The organism is Streptomyces sp. Je 1-79 (assembly GCF_025195125.1).
In the GTDB taxonomy this organism is placed as follows: Bacteria; Actinomycetota; Actinomycetes; order Streptomycetales; family Streptomycetaceae; genus Streptomyces.
Map to the genome: position 1 here is coordinate 440,035 of NZ_JAMGSL010000006.1, position 22,261 is coordinate 462,295.

A 22,261-nucleotide genomic window follows, 5' to 3' on the forward strand; every position below is an offset into this window, starting at 1 on the left:
GTCACCTTTTCCCGGTATGTGAACTGCTCGTTTACTCGTTGACGAGGCTGGTGCTGTCGGAGAACTGGGCCAGCCGGAAGACCACGAACTCGGCGGGCTTGACCGGCGCCACGCCGATCTCGCAGACCACCTGGCCGAGGTCGATCGACTCCTGCGGGTTGTTCTCCCGGTCGCACTTGACGTAGAACGCCTCCGCCGCCGTACGGCCGAAGAGGGCGCCCCTGCGCCACTCCTCGGTGAGGAAGGCGGTGACGTTGCGCCGGATGCTGGACCACAGCCGGTCGTCGTTCGGCTCGAAGACCACCCACTGGGTGCCCAGCAGGATCGACTCCTCCAGGTAGTTGAAGAGCCGGCGGACGTTGAGGTAGCGCCAGGCCGGGTCCGACGACAGGGTGCGTGCGCCCCAGATGCGGATGCCGCGGCCGGGGAAGGCCCGTACGCAGTTCACGCCGATCGGGTTGAGCAGGTCCTGCTCCCCCTTGCTGAGCCGGATGTCCAGGTCGACGGCGCCGCGGATGACCTCGTTCGCCGGGGCCTTGTGCACACCGCGCTCGTTGTCGCTGCGCGCCCACACGCCCGCGACGTGGCCACTGGGCGGCACCGTCGTGTTGCGGCCGCCGGCCGGGTCGAAGACCGAGATCCACGGGTAGTAGAGCGTCGCGTGGCGGGAGTCGTAGCCGGCCTCGTCGTTGCGCCAGGTGCGGACCCGCTGGGCGTTCATGCCGGGCGGGGTGTCCAGGATCGCGACCCGGTCGCCCATCTGCTCGCAGTGGGAGATGACCGCGAGCTGGACGGTCCTGACACCCTCGGCGTCGATGTCGCCGCGCTGGTGCGCGCTCATCAGGTCCGGCACGGCGACCATCGTGATCTCGTCGATGGCCTCCAGACCGGCGAAGCCGGTACGGGCGGAGGCGTCGCCCACGTACTCGTTGGGGTCGAGCCGCGCGACGCCGCCCGCGGTCCGGCCGGCCGGCGCGGGGGCCGGCGGCGCCGCCAGGGTGAAGGTCTGCTTCTCGGGCCGGGTCTGCGCCGCGCCGGGCTGCTCGGCGACCGCGACGAGCTTGGAGTCGCGGACCTGGTTGACCAGGTAGCCCTTGACGTTCTTGCGTACGGAGACGTCGTACGTCTCCACCACCTTGCCGTTCTGGCGGACCAGCAGCTTGAAGCGGTCCTCCGGCGGGTTCTCGCCGTCCGCGTCGGCGACCTCCACCGAGACGTCGGGTCCGGCGCCGGGGAGGGCCGAGACGAGGAAGCCGCCGATCGCGGTGGGCGCGGGCGCCTGGCTGACGGCGGCGGGCCCCGCGCCGTCGGCCTGCTCGGCGTCCTCGGCCGGGCCTCCGACCCGTACGACGTACGCCGTGCCGCCGCCGTTGGCGAAGTAGCCGTAGACCGCGTGGGCGAGGTAGGTACCGGCGGTGAAGCCGCCGAAGGTCTGCACGTACTGGTCCCAGTTGGTCACCAGCGTCGGCCGGTGGAAGGGCCCCGTCTCGGCGAAACCGACGAAGGCGGCGACCGCGGTGCCCACTCCTTCGATCGGCCGCGCACCGGACTGCACCTCTTCCACATAGACGCCCGGGGTGAGGTACGACGGCATACTCGCTCCTTCAGGTGGCCACTGGTTCTCCGCCGAGTCTCACCGCCGGGACGTGCCTGGTCATAGGTCCGCGGGTCCTCGGCGCAGGGCAACACCGCTGCCTGAACGGGCAGGCTTCGCAGGCCGGTCCGGCACCCTCGGAAGGGGACCTCGGGCCGTACGTCAGCCGGCGGTCAGGGCCTCTTCGCTCTTCAGCCAGGGACCGAAGCGGCCAGGCTCTCTTCGCTCTTCAACCAGGGGCCGAACTCGCTCTCCAGCACCAGCCGGCCGAGCTTGCGGTACTCCCGCAGGACGGCGGAGACGACCTGCGCCATCCCGAGCGGCCGCCCCGCCTCGGCCGCGAGGTAGGCCGCGGTGACCGCGCAGGCGCGGATCGAGCCGCCCGCCAGCTCGAAGCGGTCCGCGCAGAACGCCAGGTCGAGGCTGTCGTCACGCGGCAGTTCGGAGCCCAGGCAGCGGTCCCAGAGGGCGAGCCGCTGTCGGGCGTCGGGCATCGGGAACTCCGCGATCACGTCGAGCCGCCGGGTGAACGCCTCGTCCAGGTTGGCCCGGAGGTTGGTGGTGAGGATCGCGATGCCGTCGAAGGACTCCATGCGTTGCAGGAGGTACGCCGACTCGACGTTGGCGTGGCGGTCGTGGGCGTCCTTCACCTCGGAGCGCTTCCCGAAGATCGCGTCGGCCTCGTCGAAGAGGAGGACGCCGTTCACCTCCGAGGCCTCGACGAAGATCCGCTCCAGGTTCTTCTCCGTCTCACCGATGTACTTGTCCACGACGGTGGAGAGGTCCACCACGTAGAGCTCCATGCCCAGTTCGGCGGCGACCACCTCCGCCGACATCGTCTTGCCGGTGCCGGACTCGCCCGCGAACAGGGCGATCACTCCGCGCCCCCGTCCGCCGCCGGGCCGCATCCGCCACTGTCCGAGAACCTGGTCGCGGTGGCGTGCGCGCAGGGCGAGTTCGCCGAGCTGGCGGTGGGTGGGGCCGGGCAGGACGAGGTCGTCCCAGCCGACGGCGGGTTCGATGCGCCGGGCGAGCCGTTCGAGGCCGGCGCCGTTCTGTGCGCGCACGGCGGCCCGCAGATCCTGCGGGCCGACGGGGCGCCGCTCCGCCGCCGCGGTCCGGACGGCGACCGCGGCGGCCTTGCGCACCTGCTCGGCGTCGAGCCGGTACGTGGCGACGGCCGCGCCGAGCTCGTCGTCGGCGGGCGCCCCTGCGCCCGGCCCTGTCACCGCGGTCCCTGTCGCCGTGGTCACCGCGCCTGCGTTCGGCACTGTCACCGTGGGCACCGCGCCCGTCGCCTCGGTGAGGGCCCGGTGCCACTGGGCGGCCCTGCGCCCGGTGGTGGGCGGGCCGACGGTGAACGGGACCGGGCTGTGCCGGGACCACAGCGGGTCCCAGTTCTTCGTGCCGTACGTGATCAGCGGGACACCGGCCGCCACGCCGCACAGGTCGCGCAACCAGCGGGCGCGCTCCGGGCGTTCGGGTTCGAGCGCTTCGAGCGGGCCGACGACGATGCCGCCCCCGCACAGCCTGGCCTCGGTCGCCAGGACGGACGGCACCCCCGCCATGCCGGAGTCCGTGGTGAGCGCCGCGACGTCGACGACCAGGGGGCGTCGGCCCACGGCCGTGAGGGCGTCGACGGCGACCCGGGCCGCATCGCCTCCCCTGTCCCGGAGATGGACCGGTCCGCTGCCGGTGGTGGCCGCCGCCGCGACGCGCAGCACCGTGCCCTCGTACGGCATCGGGCTGCCCGCGCCCTTCCCGACCAGGCCGGCCAGCCGGGCGTCCGGCTCGTCGTCGCCGAGGAGATGGGCGCCGACCCGGTCGGGGACGCGCAGGGTGCGCGAGAGCAGGGGGCGTTCGGGTTCCGTGATCTCCAGAAGTCCGCCGCTCACCAGGGGGGCGGTGGTGGCGAGGCGGAACCGTCCGGGGCCCGCCACGGGCACCCCGCACAGGCCGAGCGCCAGACCGGTCGTCGGGCGGCGCCGGGTGAGGTCGTCGTTGAGGTAGCCGTAGAGCGCCTCGAAGCGGGCGTCGACGTCGGGGGCCAGGGCGACGAGCAGCAACTCGACGTCCAGCGGCAGGAGTCCGAAGTCGTCGGCGAGCCGCCGCAGCCGGGATCCGGGCGCCGGCAGGTCGCCGTCCTCCCCGTCCACGGGGCCGGGGAAGAAGGCTGCGGGGGCCCGCAGGATCAGCTCCGCGCCTTCCGGGGTGAGGTACTGGCCCCGGTACGGGTCGCCGGGGTCCGGATCGGTCGCGCGCCGCGCCGCCACCGCGTCGCGTACCCGCAGCTCGACACGGGCCAGGCGCTCCCAGAGGTGGGTGAGCCCGGCCGGGTCGGCGTCGGGCGGTGTACGTACGTCGTCCTGGATCACCGGGCGGGCCCCCGGCGTCGGCGGCCCGGCTCGGGCCGCTCGCGCGGAGCGGCGAAGCCGTCGGGTTCCGGGCGAGTCGCAGCGCCCCCACGACCGCCCTGCCCCGCGCCGGTCGCACCGTCGTCGCGGCCATCCTGGCCGGCGCCGGTCGCACCGCCCCCACGACCGCCCTGGCCCGCGCCGGTCGCGGTGTCGTAGCGGCCGCCCTGCCCCGTACCGCTCGTACCGTCCCCCCGACCACCCTCCCCCGCGCCGCTCGCACCGGTCGCGGTGTCGTAGCGCAGGCGACGGCCGGGGTCCGTCGGTGTGCCGGCCGCGGACGGGACGGTTCGTACCACCAGGCCGTCGGTGACCGGCGGCCCTGTCGCGACGCGCTCACCGGCCAGCGGTGCCAGGACCTTCAGGCCGATCGAGGCCTTGAGTTCGCCGCCGAGGGCGGACCACACGTCGGAGGCCGACGGGCCGCTCGCCGCACCGCCCGCGGCGTCGATGCTCACCGTGAGTCCCAGTTCGGCGAGGGTGCCGGTGTGCAGGCGGGCGGGGAGCACGTCCGAGCGGACCAGGCACCGGAGCACTTCGGAGAGCAGCCGGTGCTCGTCCTGGGGCCGGTTGGTCCAGGCGGTGACGAGATAGGTGAGTTCGAACCAGCGGGGCGGGGTGCGGCGGGCGACGGTGATGCCGGCGTCGTCGTACTCCTCCGACGTTCCCGACCGCCGCCGGGCGATGTCCTCCCTGATGTCGTAGAGGAAGACGCTGATCGTCGGGGCGTTCCGCCGGGCCGCCCAGTCACGGGTGGGGGCGTCGAAGACGAGGTCGACGCCGCTCTCGGGCAGGCCGGACTCGGTGAGCAGCAGGCGCAGTCCTTCGTCGACTTCGTGGATCACCGGCGTGCCACCTCGTCGGGCGGGCCGATGCTGCCGCCGACCACCAGGAAGGGCGTGGTGACCGGGGAGAAGCCGGCGCCCGAGGCGGTGATGGTGCGCGGTCCCGTCTGGTCCTTGGCGAGGATCAGCAGCTGGGCGATGAACCGCCCGTCGGTGCCGGGCACGGTCGGCGCGGCGGCCGCGGTGATGCCGGGCTTCCAGCGGAGCGTCACGGGGGTGCCGGGCGGGAAGTCCTTGCCGCGTACGGAGGTCACGAAGCCCGGTTTGCCCACGGCGGGTACGGCCAGGATCGTCGGCTGGAGGATCCGTATCCGCTCGCGGGCCGTGTTGTCGGCCCGGTCTGCGTCGGTGCCTGACGTGGTGAGCCGGCCGGTGACGGTGGCCGTCAGCGCCTTGTCCGGCGAGAGGACGATCGTGACCACGGTGGAGGCTCCGGGCGCGAGGTCGCCCAGGGCGCACACTCCGGCGGTGCACCCGGCGGGGGCCTGGCCGGCCGGGATGCCGCGCGGCAGTCCGAGCCGCAGGGTCAGGCCGGTGGCGAGCGCGTTCCGGCCGTTGCGCACGGTGTAGGTGACCACCACGCGGCCGCCGACGTAGCCCGGTTCGGGCTGTGCGTCGATGGTCAGCCCCGGCCCGGCCTCGGGGGCGGGGGGCGGCGCGGGCGCGGGCGGCGGGGTCGGCGAGGGCGAGGGAGGCGGCGGGGTCGGCGTCGGGGGTTCCGGGATGTCCTCCTGGACGGGGACGACGGTCCGTGCCGTGTTGTCCGCGGGGTTGGGGTCGACCACGGCTCCGGCGACGGACCAGTCGACGGGCCGGTCGCCCGGGGTCACGCCGGTCAGCCGCGCGGTGACGGTGACGCTCGCGCCGGGGGCGAGGACGCCCAGGTCGCACTGCGGGGACCCGGGCTCGCACCGCCCCGCCGACGGGGTCAGCGAGTCGAGACGTACGCCGGGCGGTACGGCGGCGGTGAGGGTGGTGCCGGGTGCGGCGGACGGGCCGCGGTTGGTGACGGTCACGGTCACCGAGCCGGTCTCGCCCTCCGTGACGGGGTCGGCGGTGGGCGGCGCGGTCACCGTCAGGTCCACGGACTGCTGGTAGGCGGGCTCCTTCTGACGGCCCGGCAGGGCGGCGGTCAGGGGGGTGACGGCACCGGTCGCGAGCTCGACGGTGGACAGGGCCTCCGGGGAGTTGGCCGGCAGCGCCCGGCGGGAGCTGAACAGGAGCCGGCTCGCGTCCGGGGACCAGGCCACGTCGCGCGGCTGGAAGGGGCCGGTGGCCGACGTGTCGGGGACGTCCCGTCGGCAGGCGTCCGGGTCGCCGCCCCGGCCGGCCGGCAGGACGACCTGGCAGGCGCCGTCGGTCAGGGAGGTCAGGAGGACGGCGTTGCGTTCGTTGACCCGGCCGCCGCCGTCCTTGCGGTTGAAGGCGAGCCGCTGTCCGTCGGGCGAGAACGCGGGGCTGTCGTCGATCACCTGGCAGCTGCCGGGGCAGAGCTGCGCGCTCAGGTCCCGCTGCCGGTCGAGCGCCTTCACGGGGACGGTCCAGATGTGCTTGTTGCCGCCCACGCCGTCGACGACGTGGGCGCGGGTGAAGGCCAGGGTCGTGCCGTCGGAGGACCAGGTCGGCTGGGCGTCGCCGCCGGACCGCCCCTGGGGCGGGCGCACCTCGTCGACGAGGGCGCCTGTCACCGCGTCGGCGATGAGGATGCGGCCGGGGCCCGAGGCCCCGCCGACGCCGCCGGGCGAGGTGCGGGTGAAGGCGAGGAGCTTTCCGTCGGGCGAGAAGGTGGGGTCGGTGTCCCAGTCGCGGGGTCCGCGTCCGGCGAGCGGCATGGGCGCGTCGTTCGATCCGTCGGCGTCGGCGAGCCAGATCCGCTCGATCCGGCCGGTCTCGGGGTCGCCGTCGAAGCGGGTGAAGACGATCCGCCGGCCGTCGGGGGTGTAGTTCTGCCGTTCGGTCCACGGGTCGAAGCCCTTGGCCGGGTTGAAGAGCGGGTCGGCCGCCGGGTCGGTGTTCGTGGTGGCGGCGGGGTCCTCCAGGAGCACCTTGCGGCCGAGGTCGCGGGGGTCGGAACCGTCGGGCCGCACGTCCTGGAGGGTCGCGTGGTTGCGGGCCTGGGCGGTGGTGCGGGTGACGACGACGGAGCCGCCGGCCGGGGGCCCGAGCCAGGTCGGGGAGTCGACGGCGCGGTCCTCGGCGAGGACGACCTCGGCCGTCTTCGTGGCGTGGGCGACGGCGCGGTAGACGCTCTCGTACGGGTTGGTGCAGCCGCAGGGCCCGTTGACACTGAGGAAGAGGACGGTGTCGCCGTCCGGCTGCCAGGCGGCGGAACGGGTCTTCCAGCCGGCCTGCTCCCCGGAGAGGAGCGGTCCGTCGGCGCCCTGGCCGGACGTCACGCGCAGCCGGGGGCCGCTCTGCTCGCCGCCGGGCGCGCCGGTGAGGGTGTAGGCGACGAGGTCGCGGTTGACGCTGTCGTCGACGGGGTTCCAGGCCGGTTCGTCCGCGTTCCCGGCCGGACCGTCGCTGATCCGGACGGCCGCGCCGCCGTCCAGCCGCCGGGCGTGGATCTGGCGGCCGCGGAGCGGGTCGGCGTCGCTGACGTACGCGATCCTGGCGCCGTCCGGCGAGACGGTGGGCGCGGTCTCGTTCGCGGGGGTCTCGGTGAGGGCGCGGGCCCCGGTCCCGTCGGTGCGGACGATCCACAGGTCGCGCTGGGTGCCGCCGGGGCCCGGCTCGGCGGAGTCGAACACCACGGCCTTGCCGTCCGGGGTGAGTTCGGGGTTGGCCGCGTCGCGGCCGGTGGTCAGCCGGCGGATGCCGCCGGCGCCGTCCCGCAGGTAGACCTGGGGACGGACACCGTCACGGAGGCTGGTGAACACCAGCTGGTCACCGCGGGCGGAGGACTGCCGGTCGTAGTGGGCCGGTCCTGGGCCGAGCAGTGGTTCGCTCTCGTCGGTCGCCGTGACCCGGCCCATGGAGCGGTGTTCGGTGCCCGCGAAGGCGATGCGGCCGGTGCCGTCCGCGGCGGCCGCCGCCGCGCGGAGCGGCGCGGCGGCGGGTGGAGCGGCGGGCTGCGGGCCCACCCCGAGCAGGGGGACCGTGAGCGCCACGGCGACGGCCAGTCTGCCCAGCCGGGTACGGCCTGCCGGGCCGGGGGTGCCGGTCACGTCCACCTCGCAGTCAGGGAGCGGTTCGCCGTGGACGAGCGTCACAGCCCCGGGCGGGAGACGACAGGCCTGGAGTACCCGTCCCGGGGGAAGCGGTCGCTGCTCTTTCGGGCACTCAGATGAGTCCGTGCCGCATCGCGTAGCCCACGGCGTGGGCGCGGTTGCGCAGTTGCAGCCGGGTGTTCACCTCGTGCAGGACGTTCTTGACGGTGCGTTCGGAGTACGAGGTCTTCTGCGCGATCTCCACGGTGTCGAAGCCCTCGGAGACGAGCCGGAGCATGTCGGCCTCGCGCGTCGTCAGGGTGGACAGGGTCAGCCCCCGGGGGTCGAGCACCGTCCGCTGGAGGCTGCTGACATGCGCGAGGAGCTTGCCCAGCAGGTCGCCGGGGAGGACGCCCTCGCCCTTCGCCAGCGCGGTGACCAGGTGCACGAGGCGGTCCTGGTCGGCCTCGGCGCGGCGCAGTACGGCGGCGACGGAGCATTCGATCATCGTCTGTAAGGCTCCGGACTCGAAGCGGCCCACGACGAGCCCGGTGCTCGTGGCGGTGTTGCGCTGGAGGCGGCGCAGCAGTTGCACGGTGGAGTCGTCGACGGTGTCCACCACCACCAGGGTGGCCCTTGCCCGGTCGGCGTCGGCCTCGTCGAGCAGCTCCACCTCCGGCCGCCGGCGCAGTTGCTGGACGATTCCCGTGTGCAGGATGAGGTCCTCGGCGTACACCGTGACCGACACCCTGGCGTCGCACTGCTCGCTGGTCGTCATGGTCTCTTTCCACCCGTTTCTCGTGATCCGCCGCCCGGAAGGAGTGGGGCCGGCGGGTGTCGCTCGTCCGGCGCGACGCTGCGCCGATGGTCCGTGGGGGCACGCGGGCTGCCCGGTCATTGGCCCCCGCGTCCCTCGTTCGGGGCCGGCTCGCGGCCTAGGTTCACGGCGTGACCACTTCTGCCGAACTCGACATGCCGGCCGTGACCGTGCCGCCCGGCGGCGAGGCGACGACCACCCTGAACGTGCGTAACGACAGCGACATCGTCGAGGCGTACACGTTCACGGTGGTCGGCGACTGCGCCGCCTGGGCCACGGTCGAACCGGCCCGTGTCTCGCTGTATCCCGGCACCTCCGAGACGGTGACGGTCCGGCTGGCCCCGCCCCGCTCCCCCGAGGTCCGTGCCGGGGAGGTGCCGCTGGGTGTCCGGGTGCTGCCCGCGGAGCACCCGGACCGCGTGGTGGTGGCCGAGACCACGGTGCGTGTGGAGGAGTTCCGGGAGATCCGCCAGGAGCTGACGCCCCGGCGGCGGCGCGGCTGGCTGGGCGCGCGCTACCGGATCGCCCTGCGGAACCAGGGGAACGCGGCCGTGTCCCTCGCGCTCGCCGGCCGGCAGGCCGGGGAGGAGCTGGGCCTGCGCACCGACCGGCAGCAGCAGCGTCTCGAGCCCGGCGAGTCCGTCGAGATCGGGCTGAAGGCGAAGGCCCGCGCCCTGATGTGGTTCGGTGAGCCGGTGAGCCGGCCCTTCGAGATCGAGGTCGCCGAGGCGGCCGAGGAGGGGCAGGACGGCGAGCGGGAGCCGGCCGAACCGGGTGTTCTGGAGGGCGAGTTCGTCCAGCTGCCCCTGCTGCCGAAGTGGCTGCTGATCCTGCTCGCGCTGATCATGGCGCTGCTGGTCGCCTGGTTCGCGCTGGTCCGGCCCGCGGTGCGCAGCACCGCGAAGGACGCCGCCGCGGCCGCGCAGCGGGAGGAGGCTCAGAAGCAGCAGCAGGAGCAGGGCAGGGCCGACGGGCAGACCCAGAAGCCGCCCGGCCGGCAGGGCGAGGGTTCCGGCGGCGGGCAGGGCGACGGCGGGAGCGGCTCCGGGGGCGGTTCGGGGCCGGGCACGGCGGCCGGGAACGGCCAGCAGAGTTCGGCGACGATCGACGTCGAGACGGGCGGCGGGGCCAGGAAGACGGGCACGTACCAGGTGCCGGCCGGCAAGGTCTTCGGGATCACCGACATCGTCGTGGCGAACTTCCAGGGCGACGAGGGCGTCATCACGATCTCGTTCGGAGAACGGAAGATCACCACGATCGCGCTGGAGACGTTCCGCAATCAGGACTACCACTGGGTCACCCCCATCGAAATCCCCGAGAACTCGACCGTCACCGCGGAAGTGAGCTGTGCGAAGCCGGGTACTCCGGCCACCGGCCGGCAGGCGTCGGGCTGCCACGAAGTACTGAACGTCAGCGGCGTTCTCCGTGACCTCAGGCCGTGAGAACAGAACGTGAGAACGGAACGCGAGAACGGACGCGAGAACATCTTTGTTCTCGGCTTCGCCGGCGGGAAGACCGGGACGATGGATTCGTCCTGAAACCATCGTCCGTATCGGCCTTCCCGCATTCGCACCGGAGAACGGCCTGGCCGCTTCTCTCCGCCGGCCACGGCACGCCTCTCCCGGATCGTTCCGGGGCAGCAGCGTAGGCAGGGTCCAGTGCCGAAAAAGTGACGCCCCGGGTTACCCCCGGTCCGGCGGCGCCGGCCTCGCGAGACGCTCCCTGACCTGGCGGGCGTCCGGATGGCCCAGGTGCTCGAAGAGCTCCAGGGCCTCCCGCCAGGCGACGGCCGCCGCCGAGGTGCCGCCCGCGGCCTCGTGACTGTCGCCGAGGTGCGTCAGGGTGTCGGCCTGGAGGCTGAGATCGCCGATGTCGCGGTAGAGGGCCATCGCCTTTTCGTAGGCGGCGAGCGCCTCGCGGTATTCGCCGCGGTGGTGCCTGGCGTAGCCGACGCTGTCCCAGGCGGCGGCCTCGCCGTTGCGGTTTCCGTTCTCCTGGTGCAGGAGCACGGCTTTGCCGCAGTCGCTCAGGGCCTGTTCGTAGGAGCCGGTGAGGATATGGGTCCAGCCGATCTCGTTGAGTACGGCCGCCGCGCCCGTGCGGTGTCCGGAAAGGTCGTAGAGGGCTGACGCCAGCCGGTAGTGGTCGAGTGCCCGCGCGTGATCTCCCCTCGAATTGCAGAGAAACGCCAGATTGCGGTGGGCCGTCGCCTGTCCGTCCGCGTCGCCGGCGGCGGTGAAGCGGTCGAGCGCCGCCGACAGCGCGGCGCGGGACTCCTCGTGCCGGCCGAGCCGGCAGTACGCGAATCCCAGGGCGCGCAGCGCGTACGCCTGGCCGGTGGTGTCGCCGGCCATGCGGGCGGCGCGCAGGGCCCGTTCCTGGACGTCCCGCTGTTCGTCCCAGCGGCCGGCCCGGTCGAGGAAGAGTTCCAGGGTCGCGGCCAGCCGCCAGGAGAGGCCGTCGTCGCCGTCGGCGGCGGCCCGTTCCACCGCCGCCAGCAGCACCTGGCGCTGCCGGTGCAGCCACTGCGCGGCGTGCACCTCACCGGCCGGCTCCTCCGGCACCACCCCGTCGCTCGGGGGCGGCAGGGGGACCCGGTCCCGGTACGGGGCGAGAAGGGCGTCGGCCGCCTGCGCGCTGTGCAGATAGTGCTCGCCGAGACGGTGCCGGGCCCGGGCCCGCACCACGTCGGCGTCCCGGTCCTGGCTCAGCTCCTTGGCGTACGCGCGCAGCAGTTCGTGACAGGAGAAGCGGCCCGGCGAGTCCTCCAGGAGCAGATGGCTCTCCAGGAGTTCGCCGATCTGGCGGCGGGCGTCCCGTAACGGCACCCCGGCCAGGCTCGCGGCGGCGGGAACGGAGAGTTCCGGCCCCGAGTGCGCACCCCCGAGCAGCCGGAAGAGGCGGGCGGCGGCCGGGCTGAGGGCCCGGTAGGACCAGGAGAAGACGCTGCGGACGTCGGCGCTCGCGTCGCTGCTGGTGAAGGAGTCCAGGCTGCCCCGGGTGGCGCGCAGTTCGGTGGCGACCTCGTCCAGGGCGAACCGGGGGTTGACCTGGGCGCGCGCGCAGACGATGGCGAGGGCGAGCGGCAGGTGCCCGCACAGCTCGACGATCTCCTCGGCGGCCCCGGGCTCGGCCGCGATCCGGTCCTCGCCCAGCCGCCGCGTCAGGAACTCGATCCCCTCGTCCCGTGAGAGGACGTCCAGGCCGAGGAAGCGGACGGCGTGGGTGATGACGAGTCCGTCGAGCCGGTGCCGGCTCGTGATGAGCGTCAGACAGCCGGGGGTACCGGGCAGCAGGGACCGGACCTGTTCGGAGTCGCGCGCGTTGTCCAGCAGGATCAGCAGCCGTCGGGGCGCGAGGAGGCTGCGGTAGAAGGCGGGGAGGGCCTCGGGGTTCTCGGGGACGCGCTGCGGCGGGACCCCGACCGCGGATAAGACCTCGCGCATGACGTCGGGTGCGCGGAGCGGGGCCATGGTGGGGTGGAAGCCCCGGAGGTTCACATAGAGCTGGCCGTCGGGGAAGCGGTGCGCCACGCGGTGCGCCCAGTGCACGGCGAGCGTGGTCTTGCCCACGCCGGCCATGCCGCTGATCGCCACGACGGGGGTGCCGGTGTCTGCGGCTGGTGAGCCCGCGGCGGGAGTACCGATGGCGGAGGTGGCCCGCCCGTCCCCCGGGCGGCCTCCCGGCACGTCCCCCATCCCGTCCCCCGGCGCGTCCCCCCGGCCGTCCCCCGCCGCGTCCAGCAGCTCCCGCGACAGGGCCAGTTCCGCCCGCCGTCCGGCGAAGCCGGCGATGTCGGAGGGGAGCTGGGCGGGGAGGAGCGACGGAGCGGGCCGGGTCTCCGGTTCCCGCCCGGCCCCGACGACGGTGGTGTCCTCGCCGGCGATCACGGCCGGAGCGGGGACGACCACGGGGAGGGCCTGGCGCAGGACCCGCTCGTGAGCGGCGCGCAGCTCCGGCCCCGGGTCGACGCCGAGTTCCCCCGCCAGCCGGGAGCGTACGGACTCGTGGACGGCCAGAGCCTCGGCCTGCCGGCCGAGCGCGGCGAGCACGGTGACGAGCCTGGCGTGCAGGGCCTCGTCGAAGGGGTAGTGGTGGGTGGCCTGTTCGAGCAGCGTCAACACACGCTCGACGTGGGCGTGCTCCGTCGCCAGGGCCGCCTCGGCGGCCTCCTTGACGGTGGCCAGGTACTCGTGGTTCAGGGCGGTGAAGAGCGGGTGCGCGGCGACCCTCGGGGCGAGGCCGGTACCGGCGGGACCGCCCCACATCCCGAGTGCGTCGAGGAGGAGCGCCACGCCCCGCGCGCGGTCGCCGCCCGCCGCGGCCCGGCCGGCGTCCTGGCGCAGGGCCCGGAAGCGCAGCAGGTCCAGTTCGCCGGGGTCGACCCGGAGCCGGTAGCCGCCGGCGCCCCGCAGCAGGCGCCGGGCGGCCGCCCGGCTGGGCAGTTCGGGCTCCAGGAGCCTGCGCAGCGCCCCGACGTGGCGGTGGACCACGTTGACGGCGCTGCCGGGCGGCTCCTCCCACAGGGCGTCGATCACCTCCTGGGGCGTCAGGAGCTGCCCGGCCCTCGCCAGCAGCAGGGCCAGCAGGGCCTGTTGCTTCGGGGGGCCCAGAGCCAGTTCGGTCTCCCCCCGCCAAACCCGCACCGGCCCCAGGATCCGGTAGTGCATGATGCCGTCTCACCTCTCAGCGGTGCCGACGGGGGCGTGCGGGCCCGGCCGGCACCGGTCGTGCCGCCTGTCGGCTCCGGTCGCGCATGCGTTCCTCGCACCGCTGTTCGCCCACGCTATGCGCCGGAGTGGCCAGGTCCGCATCTGCGCACCCACGGCGTTTCAGTCATGTCGCCGCTCCGGCGTCCGGGGGGTGCGGGCTGGTCAGGGGCCTCGCCGACCTGCGAGGAGGGCGCTCGGAGGCGGCTGGAGGGCGGCCGGTCCCGGCTGATTGGATGCACGCATGGGAACGCTTCTTTACGTCACGGACCTCGGCTATCAGGCGCGCGGGCGGCGGTACTGCGACGAGGACATCTGGCTCTCCGGACGGTTGCGCGAGGAGTTCGGGATCGCGCTCTGCCATCCGCTCGACGCGGCCGCGCTGATGGACCGCTTCGACGGCGTCGTCGTACGCAACAGCGGGCCCGTCCTCCACTACCAGGAGGCGTACGACGCCTTCACCCGCGCCGCGCGCGAGGGCGGGGTGCGGGTGTTCAACTCGCTCAGCGGGAAGGGAGACATGGCCGGAAAGGACTATCTCCTCCAGCTGTCGAGGGAGGGATTTCCGGTCATTCCCACGGCCGGCCGGCGCGAGGAGTTCGCGGGACTGCCGGAGGCCGACGAATACGTCGTGAAACCGCTGCTCGGCGCGGACTCGGTCGGCCTGCGGTTCGTGGAGCGGGCGGCCCTCGGCGACGTGGACCCGGCCGGGATGCTCGTACAGCCGCGGATCCCGTTCGCGTACGAGGTCTCGTTCTACTTCGTGGGGCGCGCCTTCCAGTACGCGCTGTACGCGCCCGACCCGGAGGCCCGCTGGAAGCTGGAACGGTACGAGCCGACCACCGCGGACCTCGACTTCGCGCGGCGGTTCGTGGACTGGAACGGCCTGGAGTACGGCATCCAGCGCGTGGACGCCTGCCGGGCGCCGGGCGGGGAGCTGCTGCTCGTGGAGCTGGAGGACCTCAATCCGTACCTCTCGCTCGACCTGGTGGGAGAGAAGGAACGGGAGGCGTTCGTGACCGCGATGAAGGGTTCGCTCCGGGAGACGCTGGCCGGCTGACGGAGCCGGGCCGACCCTCGCGCCCGACTGCCGGAAACGCCGCGCGCCCGAAGGCCGGACGCCACACCCGGACGCCGCGCCCGGACGCCCGCGCCCAGGTCGCCGGCCTGTCCCGGGCGGCTGCCTATGCCGAGCGCTTGCGCGGTGTCGCCTTCTTCGAGGACGCCGTCGTCTTCTTCGCCGCCGTCTTCTTCGCGGTCGTCGTCTTCGCGGTCGACTTCGCGGTCGTCTTCGCCGTGCTCTTCTTCGCCGCCGCCTTGCCGCCCGTCCCGGACCCCGACGCCGTCCTCGACGTCGACTTGCGGGCCGGGGCCGCCTTCTTCGCCGCCGTCTTCGACGTGGACTTACGGGCGCCCGTCTCCTTCGGTGTGCGGGAGGAGGAGGTCTTACGGGGGGACAGCGCGGTCACCTCGGCGACCCCGCCCTCCCCGCGCGCCTCCTTCGCCGCGCGGACGCTGCTCTCCAGGGCCGCCATCAGGTCGATGACCTGGCCGCCGCCCTCCGCCTCGGGCTCCGGGGGTGCCACGGCGGCGCCGCCCTCCGCCTTGGCGGCGATCATCTGCTCGACAGCCTCGCGGTAGTCGTCGTGCAGGGTGCTGATGTCCACCTCGCCGAGCGTCGCCATCAGGGCGTCCGCCAGGTCGAGCTCGGCCTCCCGCACCGAGACGGGGCTCTCCGGGGCCACCCCCTCCGGCGCCCGGATCTCGTCCGGCCAGAGCAGTCCGTGCATCGCGATCACGTCGTCCACGACCCGGAGCATCCCGAGCCGTTCCCGCCCTCGCAGGGCGTACTTCGCGACCGCCACCTTGTCGCTCCGCTTGAGCGCCTCCCGCAGCAGGGTGTACGGCTTGGCGGCCGGCGCCCCGCTCGCCGAGAGGTAGTACGCGGCGTCCATCTGGAGCGGGTCGATCTCCCCGGCCGGTACGAAGGCCACGATCTCGATCGTCTTCGCCGTCGGCAGCGGCAGCCCCGCCAGATCCTCGTCCGTGATCGGGATCATGGTCCCGTCGGACTCCTCGTACGCCTTGCCGATCTCCGCCTGGGAGACCTCCTCGCCGTCCAGCTCGCACACCTTGCGGTAGCGGATGCGGCCGCCGTCGGCGGCGTGGATCTGGCGGAAGGACACGGACCGGCTCTCGGTGGCGTTCACCAGCTTGATCGGGATGCTCACCAGACCGAAGGAAATGGCGCCGTTCCAAATGGATCGCACGTTTCATCCCTTTCGCACGATACTTCCGGATTCGTGGGATTCTCATCGTATGACGCCGATCACGGAGGTGGAGGGGCGGCGCCTCCCGCTGAGCAATCTGGACAAGGTCCTCCACCCCGCCACCGGCACCACCAAGGGCGAGCTGCTGCACTACTACGCCACCGTCGGCGCCGCGCTCCTCCCCCATCTGCGCGACCGCCCGGTCTCCTTCCTGCGCTATCCCGACGGCCCCGAGGGGCAGCTCTTCTTCACCAAGAACCCGCCGCCCGGCACGCCCGCCTGGGTGAAGACCACCCCGGTCCCCCGCTCCGACGACCCGCGCGCACGGCAGGTCATGATCCAGGACCTCCCCTCGCTGATGTGGGCGGCCAACCTGGTCGTGGAGTTCCACACCCCGCAGTGGCGGGCCGGCTCCCAGGCCGTCGCCGACCGCCTGGTCCTGGACCTCGACCCCGGCCCGCCCGCGACCGTCGTGGAGTGCTGCCGGGTGGCCCTCCGGCTGCGCGAACGGCTGGCGGCGGACGGCCTGGAGGCCTTCGCCAAGACCTCCGGCGCCAAGGGCCTCCACCTGCTCGTACCGCTGGAGCCGACCCCGTCCGACCAGGTCTCCGCGTACGCGAAGCAGCTCGCCGTCCGGGCCGAGGCGGACCACCCCGACCTGGTCGTCCACCGGATGACGCGGTCGCTGCGACCGGGGAAGGTCTTCGTCGACTTCAGCCAGAACGCCGCCGCCAAGACCACCGCCACCCCCTACACCCTGCGCGCCCGCCCCCGGCCCGCCGTCTCCGCTCCCGTGACCTGGGAGGAGGTCGAGGCGTGCGGGTCGCCCGAGGAGCTCGTGCTTCTGATGGACGACATCGCGCCACGTCTGGAGCGGTACGGGGATCTGCTCGCGCCGCTCTTCGACCCGGACCGGGCCGGGGCCCTGCCATGACACCGGCCCCCGCGACGGGCCCCGTCCTGCGGCCGCCGGTCGACGTCATGCGCCCTCGCCCGGCCGACGAGATCCCGGAGCAGGGCAGCACGGCGGGGGGTCTGCAGTACTCCCTCAAGCTCGACGGCTTCCGCGCGCTCGCCTTCGTCCTGGAGGACCGCAGGGTCTACCTCCAGTCGCGCTCCCACCGGGACCTCTCCCGGGAGTTTCCCGAGATCGCGGCGCATCTGGGCGCCCACCTGCCGGTCGGCGTCGTCCTGGACGGGGAGCTGTGCGCGTACCGCGACGGGCGGCTGAGCTTCACCGATCTGCTCCGCTCGCACGCCGACCGCAGGCAGGCCGGTGTCCCCGTCTCGTACATCGTCTTCGACGTCCTCGCCCTCCCGGGCCGGGACGTTCGCCCGCTGCCGCTCGTCGAGCGCTGGAAGCTCCTGGGCACCGCGCTGCGGGAGATCGGGCCGCCCGTGCAGCCCGTGCTCGCGACGCTGGACGAGGAGACGGCGCGCGGCTGGTTCCGCGATCTGCGCGCGGTGGGCGTCGAGGGGATCGTGGCGAAGGCGCTGCGCTCGCCGTACCGGGCGGGCGCGACGTGGTCCTGGCGGAAGGTACGGCACGCGGACACGCTGGACGGCACGCTCCTGGGCCTGGTCGGTCCGGTGGACCGGCCGCGGGCGCTGCTCGTCCGCCTCCCCGACGACCGTACGGTGACGACCTCGCCCAAGCTGACCCCGGCGCAGGCCAGGGAGGTCGGCGCGCTGGCCGCGGGGCGGCTCGGGGAGCCGGCGGAGGACCCCGAGCACGGTCCGGTGACCCCGCTGGCCGACCCGCTGCCGGTGGAACTGCGCCAGCAGGCCGGACGGCACGAGACCGCCCGCTTCGTGCGCGTACGCGCCGACGGCTAGGGGGCGCCGGTCCGCCGGCTCCGACGTCTGTACGTACGGGCTCGCGGTGTCCGGAACGAGCGGCTGCGCGCGTTCGCCGGCCGGCAGGCCCGCCTACCGGTGCGCGCGACTCGGCGTACCGGTGTGCGCAACTCGGCGTACCGCTCCCGCAGATGGCGCAAAGCGAGCGGCCCGCGGGCCCTTCGGGGACCGCGTCCGGTCAGCGGGTCCTGGTTGCCGGTGTGGTGGTGCACACTTGCTGCCTGGTACAGCGCTCACGGGGAAGGCGGCGGCCGCATGCTGACGGGGATCGAGGAGGTCGACTGGGCCTCGCTGGGGCATGCCTACGGCCCGGCCGACGATGTACCGGGGATGCTGCGCGGACTCGCCTCGCACGACCCCGCTGAGCGGGAACTCGCCCTCGACGGGATGTACGGCGCGGTGCACCACCAGGGCGACGTGTACGACTCGACGCTCGCCTGCATCCCCTTCCTTCTCGAACTCGTCGCCGATCCGGAGGTCCAGGACCGGGGCGGCATCGTCGAGTTGCTCACCAGCGTCGGCGGGATCGACCTGAGCGGCGAGGACGAGCTCGACGAACTCGACCCGGAAGACGAGGACTTCATCCCCGCCGCGAACTACGCGATGGCCGCCGCGGCGGTCGCCGCGGGCGCCGACGTCTTCCTCGGGCTCGTCGGCGACCCGGACGCCGAGGTGCGGCTCGCCGCGCCGTGCGCGCTCGCCTCGCTGCACCCCGACCCCGCCCGTGTCCTGACCCTGCTGCGGGAGCGGCTGACCGTCGAGCGCGACACGGAGGTACGGCTCGCCCTGGTGGAGGCCGTCGGGCGGATCGCGCGGCGGCACGAATCGCTGCGGGACGAGACCGTCGACTGGCTCGGCTGGCTCACCCGCGCCGCCCAGGCCCCCGGGCTCCGGCTCGCGGCCCTCGCCCAGCTGGCCCGGTGCGCGCCGGGCGAGGTCCCCGACGACGTGGTCGAGCGGGTGACGCGGCTGCTCGACGAGGTGCGGACCGCGCCGCCCGAGCCGGCCGCCCCCGAGAACAGCCGGCCGTCCACGCCCACCCTCGCCGGGCAGGTACGCGATCTCTTCGAGGAGCGCTCCACCGGCCGCCCGACCCCGTGGACCGACGAGCTGATGCGCACCCTGCACACCGCGCTCGACGACCGCGTCGAGGACCGGATCGCGCTGATCCTCGCCCAGCTGCGCAGCCCCGACCGCTGCCAGCGCGCGGACGCGATCTGGCTGTGCGGGGGGCTGATACGGGTCTGGCGCGGGGGGTACGAGGAGGTGGTGCGGCTGATCGGGACACAGCTCGCCGACCCCGAGCCGCGGCTGCGTGAGGCAGCCACCTCGTTTCTGGAGGGGCTCTTCGAACTCACCGGTCCCGCGGCCGACGCGCTCGCGGCGCGGCTCGCCACGCGCCCCGGCCGGCCCGAGCGCCCCGAGTGGGCGGAGCGGCCGGAGGGAACGCCGGGGGCGCCGGACGCGCGCGCGAGAGCGCTGCTCGCCCTCGCCCGCTCCGGGGACGCCCGGGCCGTGCCGATGCTGGCCCGCGCCCTGGTGGAGCCGGACGTCCGGCGCGATCTGCTGTACGCCGTCCCCACCCTGGGGCCGGCCGCGGCACCGCTCGCGCCCCTGCTGCGGCGCCGGCTGGCCCGCGTGGAGCTGGACGACCGGCTCTACGAGCACGCGGCGCCGCTCCTGTTCGCCCTGGCCTCGGTCCGGGGCGTGCAGGCCCTGCCCGAAGTGCTGCGGGTCCTGCGCGGGGCGCCGTCGAACCGGCGGGACTGGGTGCAGGAGGCGGCGCTGCGGGCGCTGGCCGCCTTCGGGCCCGCCGCGCGGGCGGCGGTCCCGGACGCGCGGGCCCTGCTGAACAGCGAGGCGGCCGCGGTCTCCGCGCAGGCGGCGCTCACGCTGTGGTCGGTCGAGGGCGACCGCGACGCCGTGCTGCCCACCCTGGCGGCCTGGCTGGGACCGGACGCCACGGCTCCGGACCGGTGTGCGGCGGCCCGCGCCCTGGGCGCGATCGGCCCGGCCGCGAAGAGCAGCGCGCCCGCCCTGCTCCCCGGCCTCGCGGCACGTGACCTGTGGGTGCGGGTGCGCAGCGCCGCGGCCCTGTGGCGGGTGTCCGGCGACGCGTCGTCGGCGCTGCCGGTGCTGCTGACCGCATGGGAGGAGAACCGGCACGCGCGCGTGGACATCGCGGAGTGCCTGGCGGAGATGGGGCCGGAGGCGGTGGAGGCGCGGTGGGTGATCGACAGGGAGCTGTCCCGGCGTCGGCGCCACAACGTGCGCGAGAGCGGCTACAGCACGCATGACATCCACGAGGACGAGAAGCTGCTGACCTTCTGCCGTGCCGCGATCGACCGGATGGAGCGCTAGAGAACCAGACCGCCTTCGGGGTCCGGTGCGCTTCGACGGGTCGACAAAAAGGACTTCCCTACGAATAAGGTCTATGGGAAGGCTTCCCCTCGCCGACCCGGCGGGGAGGTGAGGACCCCGCACCCCGGAGGAGCAGCGTGAGACCGCGCGGACGGCCGCTCGTCGCCGCCGTGGCCCTGGCCGCGGCGGCGCCGCTCGTGCTCTCCGGCTGCGGTGCGGAGGGCGGGCTGAAGAGCGCCGGCCCCACGCCCACCGCCGTCGGCCCCGTCCGCCTCTGGCCTTCCCTGCCGCCCGCGACGGCGCCGCCCCTCGACTACGGCGAGACCGACACCGAGTCCGTCCCCGGCATCGGGGTCCCTGACAACGACGTCCACCGGGTGGACGCCGTCGCCGTGGTCCGGGCCGAGGTGAAGGCCCACCCCGACACGTACTCCGGCCCCGACGGCATGTACCAGGAGACGGCCCGGCAGATCGGCCGGTGCACCACGGAGCCCGCGAAGTGCCCGGTCATGCGGCCGTACTACCGCGATCTGACCGGCAACGGCCGGGACGAGCTGATCGTCGGCATCCGGATGCCCGACCAGCAGGTGGCCGTGCGGGTCTACCTCGCCGAGAACGACGGGCTCACCCGGATCATGTCCACCGTCGACCAGGTGATCAGCGTGGAGCTGGCGGGCCGGGACATCGTCGTACGGGCCTCGTCGGCCGGGATCCCGGGGTACGAGTACCGCACCGCCTGGTCCTGGGACGAGCAGCAGGGCGCGATGCTGCCGGCCCGGGACGAGATCGTCCGCGTCAAGCCGCCGGGGCCGACCGCCTCGCCGGCCCCGCAGCCGCGTCTCGTCGAGCCGACGCCCACGCCCGGACCGGCCTCCTCCCCCACGCCCTCCGACACCGACGACGTCTTCGGAGAGGCCCCGTGACCGCGCGCCGCCGGCTGCCCCGGCTGCCCGCCTGGACCGCGTCGCTCACCTGGAAGTCCGCGGTCTTCATCACCGTCATGTGCTGCGCCCTGGCGGCGCTGCTCGGCGCCCTGGTCCATGTGTCCGTGTCCCGGCAGACCGTCGACGACTTCCGCGAGCGGGCGCTGACCCGGCTCACCACCGCCTCCCGGGAGTACGAGGCGGGCGAGCCGCTCCCCCGGGCCGCGGGGATCGACCCCGAGGAGCTGCCGGACGAACTGCGCGCGCTCGCCCTCCGGGGTGAGCGCGGCACGGTGGTCGGGGACCACGACGGCCGGCCGGTGATGTGGGCGGCGGGACCGGCCGACGGCCGCGCCCTCGCGGTGCGGGTCGACTACTCCACCGGCGCGGAGATCATCGACGGCCTCGACCGGTCGATCCTGGGCTCCTCGGTCCTCGCGATCGGGGCGACGCTGCTCGTGGGCGCGTTCGCGGTCACCCGGGTCACACGGCGGCTGCATCAGACGGCCCAGGTCGCCCGGCGGATCAGCGCGGGCGACCTCGACGCGCGCGTCGACGACCCCCGTACGAAGGACCCGGCGCGACCGCAGGACGAGGTGGCCACGGTCTCCGGGGCGCTGGACACGATGGCCTCCTCGCTCCAGCGCAAGCTGGAGACCGAGCAGCGCTTCACGGCGGACGTGGCCCATGAGCTGCGCACCCCGCTGACGGGCCTGTCGGCCGCCGCCGAACTGCTGCCGGAGGGGCGGCCGTCGGAGCTGGTGCGGGACCGGGTGAAGGCGATGCGGGGGCTGACGGAGGACCTGCTGGAGATCTCCCGGCTCGACGCCCGCAACGAGACCGTCGACCTCGCGGTGCACGATCTCGCCCCGCTCGCCCGGGGGGTGGTACGGGCGTCCGGGACCGGGACGGAGGTGCGGGTCGTCCGGGACGCGACGGTCGAGACGGACCGGCGGCGCCTGGAGCGGGTGCTCGGCAACCTCGTCGCCAACGCGCACCGGCACGGCGCCCCGCCGGTCGTCCTGACCGTGGACGGCGCCGTCGTCACGGTGCGGGACCACGGCCCGGGATATCCGGAGTACCTGCTCGCTTCCGGGCCGCAGCGGTTCCGTACCGAGAGCGGCGGCAAGGGGCACGGGCTCGGGCTGACGATCGCGGTCGGGCAGGCCGAAGTGATCGGTGCGGAGCTGGTCTTCGCCGCCGCGCCGGACGGCGGCGCCGAGGCGCGGCTCACGCTGCCGGAGTACGTGCGGTTCACGGGCGGAACGCTCGCGCCCTGACGGCAACGGCACACCGCCACACATAAGGGATATAAGCCATAT

General features: G+C 74.2%; 13 protein-coding genes and 1 pseudogene. 7 read left to right on the forward strand and 7 right to left on the reverse strand.

The window, feature by feature from the left end; genetic code table 11:
- Positions 1-31: 31 nt before the first annotated feature.
- The 5 genes and pseudogenes from M5362_RS14925 to M5362_RS14945 form a co-directional block, all read right to left on the reverse strand.
- Positions 32-1,594, reverse strand: a complete 1,563-nt coding sequence (locus M5362_RS14925) for a phage tail sheath family protein (RefSeq protein WP_260227985.1) — start codon at positions 1,592-1,594, stop codon at positions 32-34.
- A 191-nt stretch (positions 1,595-1,785) separates the two neighbouring features.
- Complete coding sequence (locus M5362_RS14930) at positions 1,786-3,966, reverse strand: ATP-binding protein (RefSeq protein ID WP_374214471.1); 2,181 nt, start codon at positions 3,964-3,966, stop codon at positions 1,786-1,788.
- Between the two features lie 248 nt (positions 3,967-4,214).
- Positions 4,215-4,853, reverse strand: a pseudogene (locus M5362_RS14935) (DUF4255 domain-containing protein); the annotation flags it as partial.
- The gene (locus M5362_RS14940) at positions 4,850-8,020 is read right to left on the reverse strand and encodes a hypothetical protein (protein WP_260227987.1); all 3,171 of its coding nucleotides are present in this window, start codon (positions 8,018-8,020) and stop codon (positions 4,850-4,852) included. The pseudogene M5362_RS14935 and the gene M5362_RS14940, both read right to left, overlap by 4 nt.
- Before the next feature lie 115 nt (positions 8,021-8,135).
- Positions 8,136-8,807, reverse strand: coding sequence for a response regulator transcription factor (locus M5362_RS14945; protein WP_374214472.1), 672 nt, complete (start codon positions 8,805-8,807; stop codon positions 8,136-8,138).
- Positions 8,808-8,974: 167 nt separating this feature from the next.
- Here M5362_RS14945 and M5362_RS14950 point away from each other — a divergent pair, with 167 nt between their 5' ends.
- Positions 8,975-10,261, forward strand: coding sequence for a hydrolytic protein (locus tag M5362_RS14950; RefSeq protein ID WP_260228065.1), 1,287 nt, complete (start codon positions 8,975-8,977; stop codon positions 10,259-10,261).
- A 240-nt stretch (positions 10,262-10,501) separates the two neighbouring features.
- On the opposite strand, the gene M5362_RS14955 is transcribed toward M5362_RS14950, so the two are convergent.
- A complete protein-coding gene (locus tag M5362_RS14955; protein WP_260227989.1) occupies positions 10,502-13,489 on the reverse strand; it encodes a tetratricopeptide repeat protein in 2,988 nt (995 codons plus the stop codon).
- 283 nt (positions 13,490-13,772) lie between these two features.
- On the opposite strand from M5362_RS14955, the gene M5362_RS14960 reads away from it, so the two are divergent.
- On the forward strand, positions 13,773-14,588 hold the full coding sequence (locus M5362_RS14960; RefSeq protein ID WP_260227990.1) for a hypothetical protein: 816 nt from the start codon (positions 13,773-13,775) through the stop codon (positions 14,586-14,588).
- A 124-nt stretch (positions 14,589-14,712) separates the two neighbouring features.
- Here M5362_RS14960 and M5362_RS14965 read toward each other — a convergent pair whose 3' ends face one another.
- On the reverse strand, positions 14,713-15,798 hold the full coding sequence (locus M5362_RS14965; protein WP_260227991.1) for a Ku protein: 1,086 nt from the start codon (positions 15,796-15,798) through the stop codon (positions 14,713-14,715).
- 49 nt (positions 15,799-15,847) lie between these two features.
- Between M5362_RS14965 and ligD the strand changes: the two genes are divergently transcribed.
- From ligD to M5362_RS14990, 5 genes are all read left to right on the forward strand, one after another.
- On the forward strand, positions 15,848-16,732 hold the full coding sequence (gene ligD / locus M5362_RS14970) for a non-homologous end-joining DNA ligase (protein ID WP_260227992.1): 885 nt from the start codon (positions 15,848-15,850) through the stop codon (positions 16,730-16,732).
- Entirely contained in the window at positions 16,729-17,634 is a 906-nt protein-coding gene (locus M5362_RS14975; RefSeq protein ID WP_260227993.1) for a DNA ligase, read from the forward strand. Before ligD ends, M5362_RS14975 begins: the two co-directional genes overlap by 4 nt.
- Before the next feature lie 276 nt (positions 17,635-17,910).
- Entirely contained in the window at positions 17,911-20,016 is a 2,106-nt protein-coding gene (locus M5362_RS14980; protein WP_260227994.1) for a HEAT repeat domain-containing protein, read from the forward strand.
- A gap of 137 nt (positions 20,017-20,153) precedes the next feature.
- Positions 20,154-20,939 (forward strand): hypothetical protein, encoded by a 786-nt coding sequence (locus M5362_RS14985; protein ID WP_260227995.1) that lies wholly within the window; start codon positions 20,154-20,156, stop codon positions 20,937-20,939.
- Positions 20,936-22,219 (forward strand): HAMP domain-containing sensor histidine kinase, encoded by a 1,284-nt coding sequence (locus M5362_RS14990; protein ID WP_260227996.1) that lies wholly within the window; start codon positions 20,936-20,938, stop codon positions 22,217-22,219. Before M5362_RS14985 ends, M5362_RS14990 begins: the two co-directional genes overlap by 4 nt.
- The last annotated feature ends 42 nt before the right edge of the window (positions 22,220-22,261 follow it).

Coding starts and splice junctions, on each gene's coding strand:
- M5362_RS14960 (WP_260227990.1), top strand. CDS start 13,773: ATGGGAACGCTTCTTTACGTCACGGACCTCGGCTATCAGGCGCGCGGG.
- M5362_RS14950 (WP_260228065.1), top strand. CDS start 8,975: ATGCCGGCCGTGACCGTGCCGCCCGGCGGCGAGGCGACGACCACCCTG.
- ligD (WP_260227992.1), top strand. CDS start 15,848: ATGACGCCGATCACGGAGGTGGAGGGGCGGCGCCTCCCGCTGAGCAAT.
- M5362_RS14955 (WP_260227989.1), bottom strand. CDS start 13,489: ATGCACTACCGGATCCTGGGGCCGGTGCGGGTTTGGCGGGGGGAGACC.
- M5362_RS14925 (WP_260227985.1), bottom strand. CDS start 1,594: ATGCCGTCGTACCTCACCCCGGGCGTCTATGTGGAAGAGGTGCAGTCC.
- M5362_RS14980 (WP_260227994.1), top strand. CDS start 17,911: ATGCTGACGGGGATCGAGGAGGTCGACTGGGCCTCGCTGGGGCATGCC.
- M5362_RS14975 (WP_260227993.1), top strand. CDS start 16,729: ATGACACCGGCCCCCGCGACGGGCCCCGTCCTGCGGCCGCCGGTCGAC.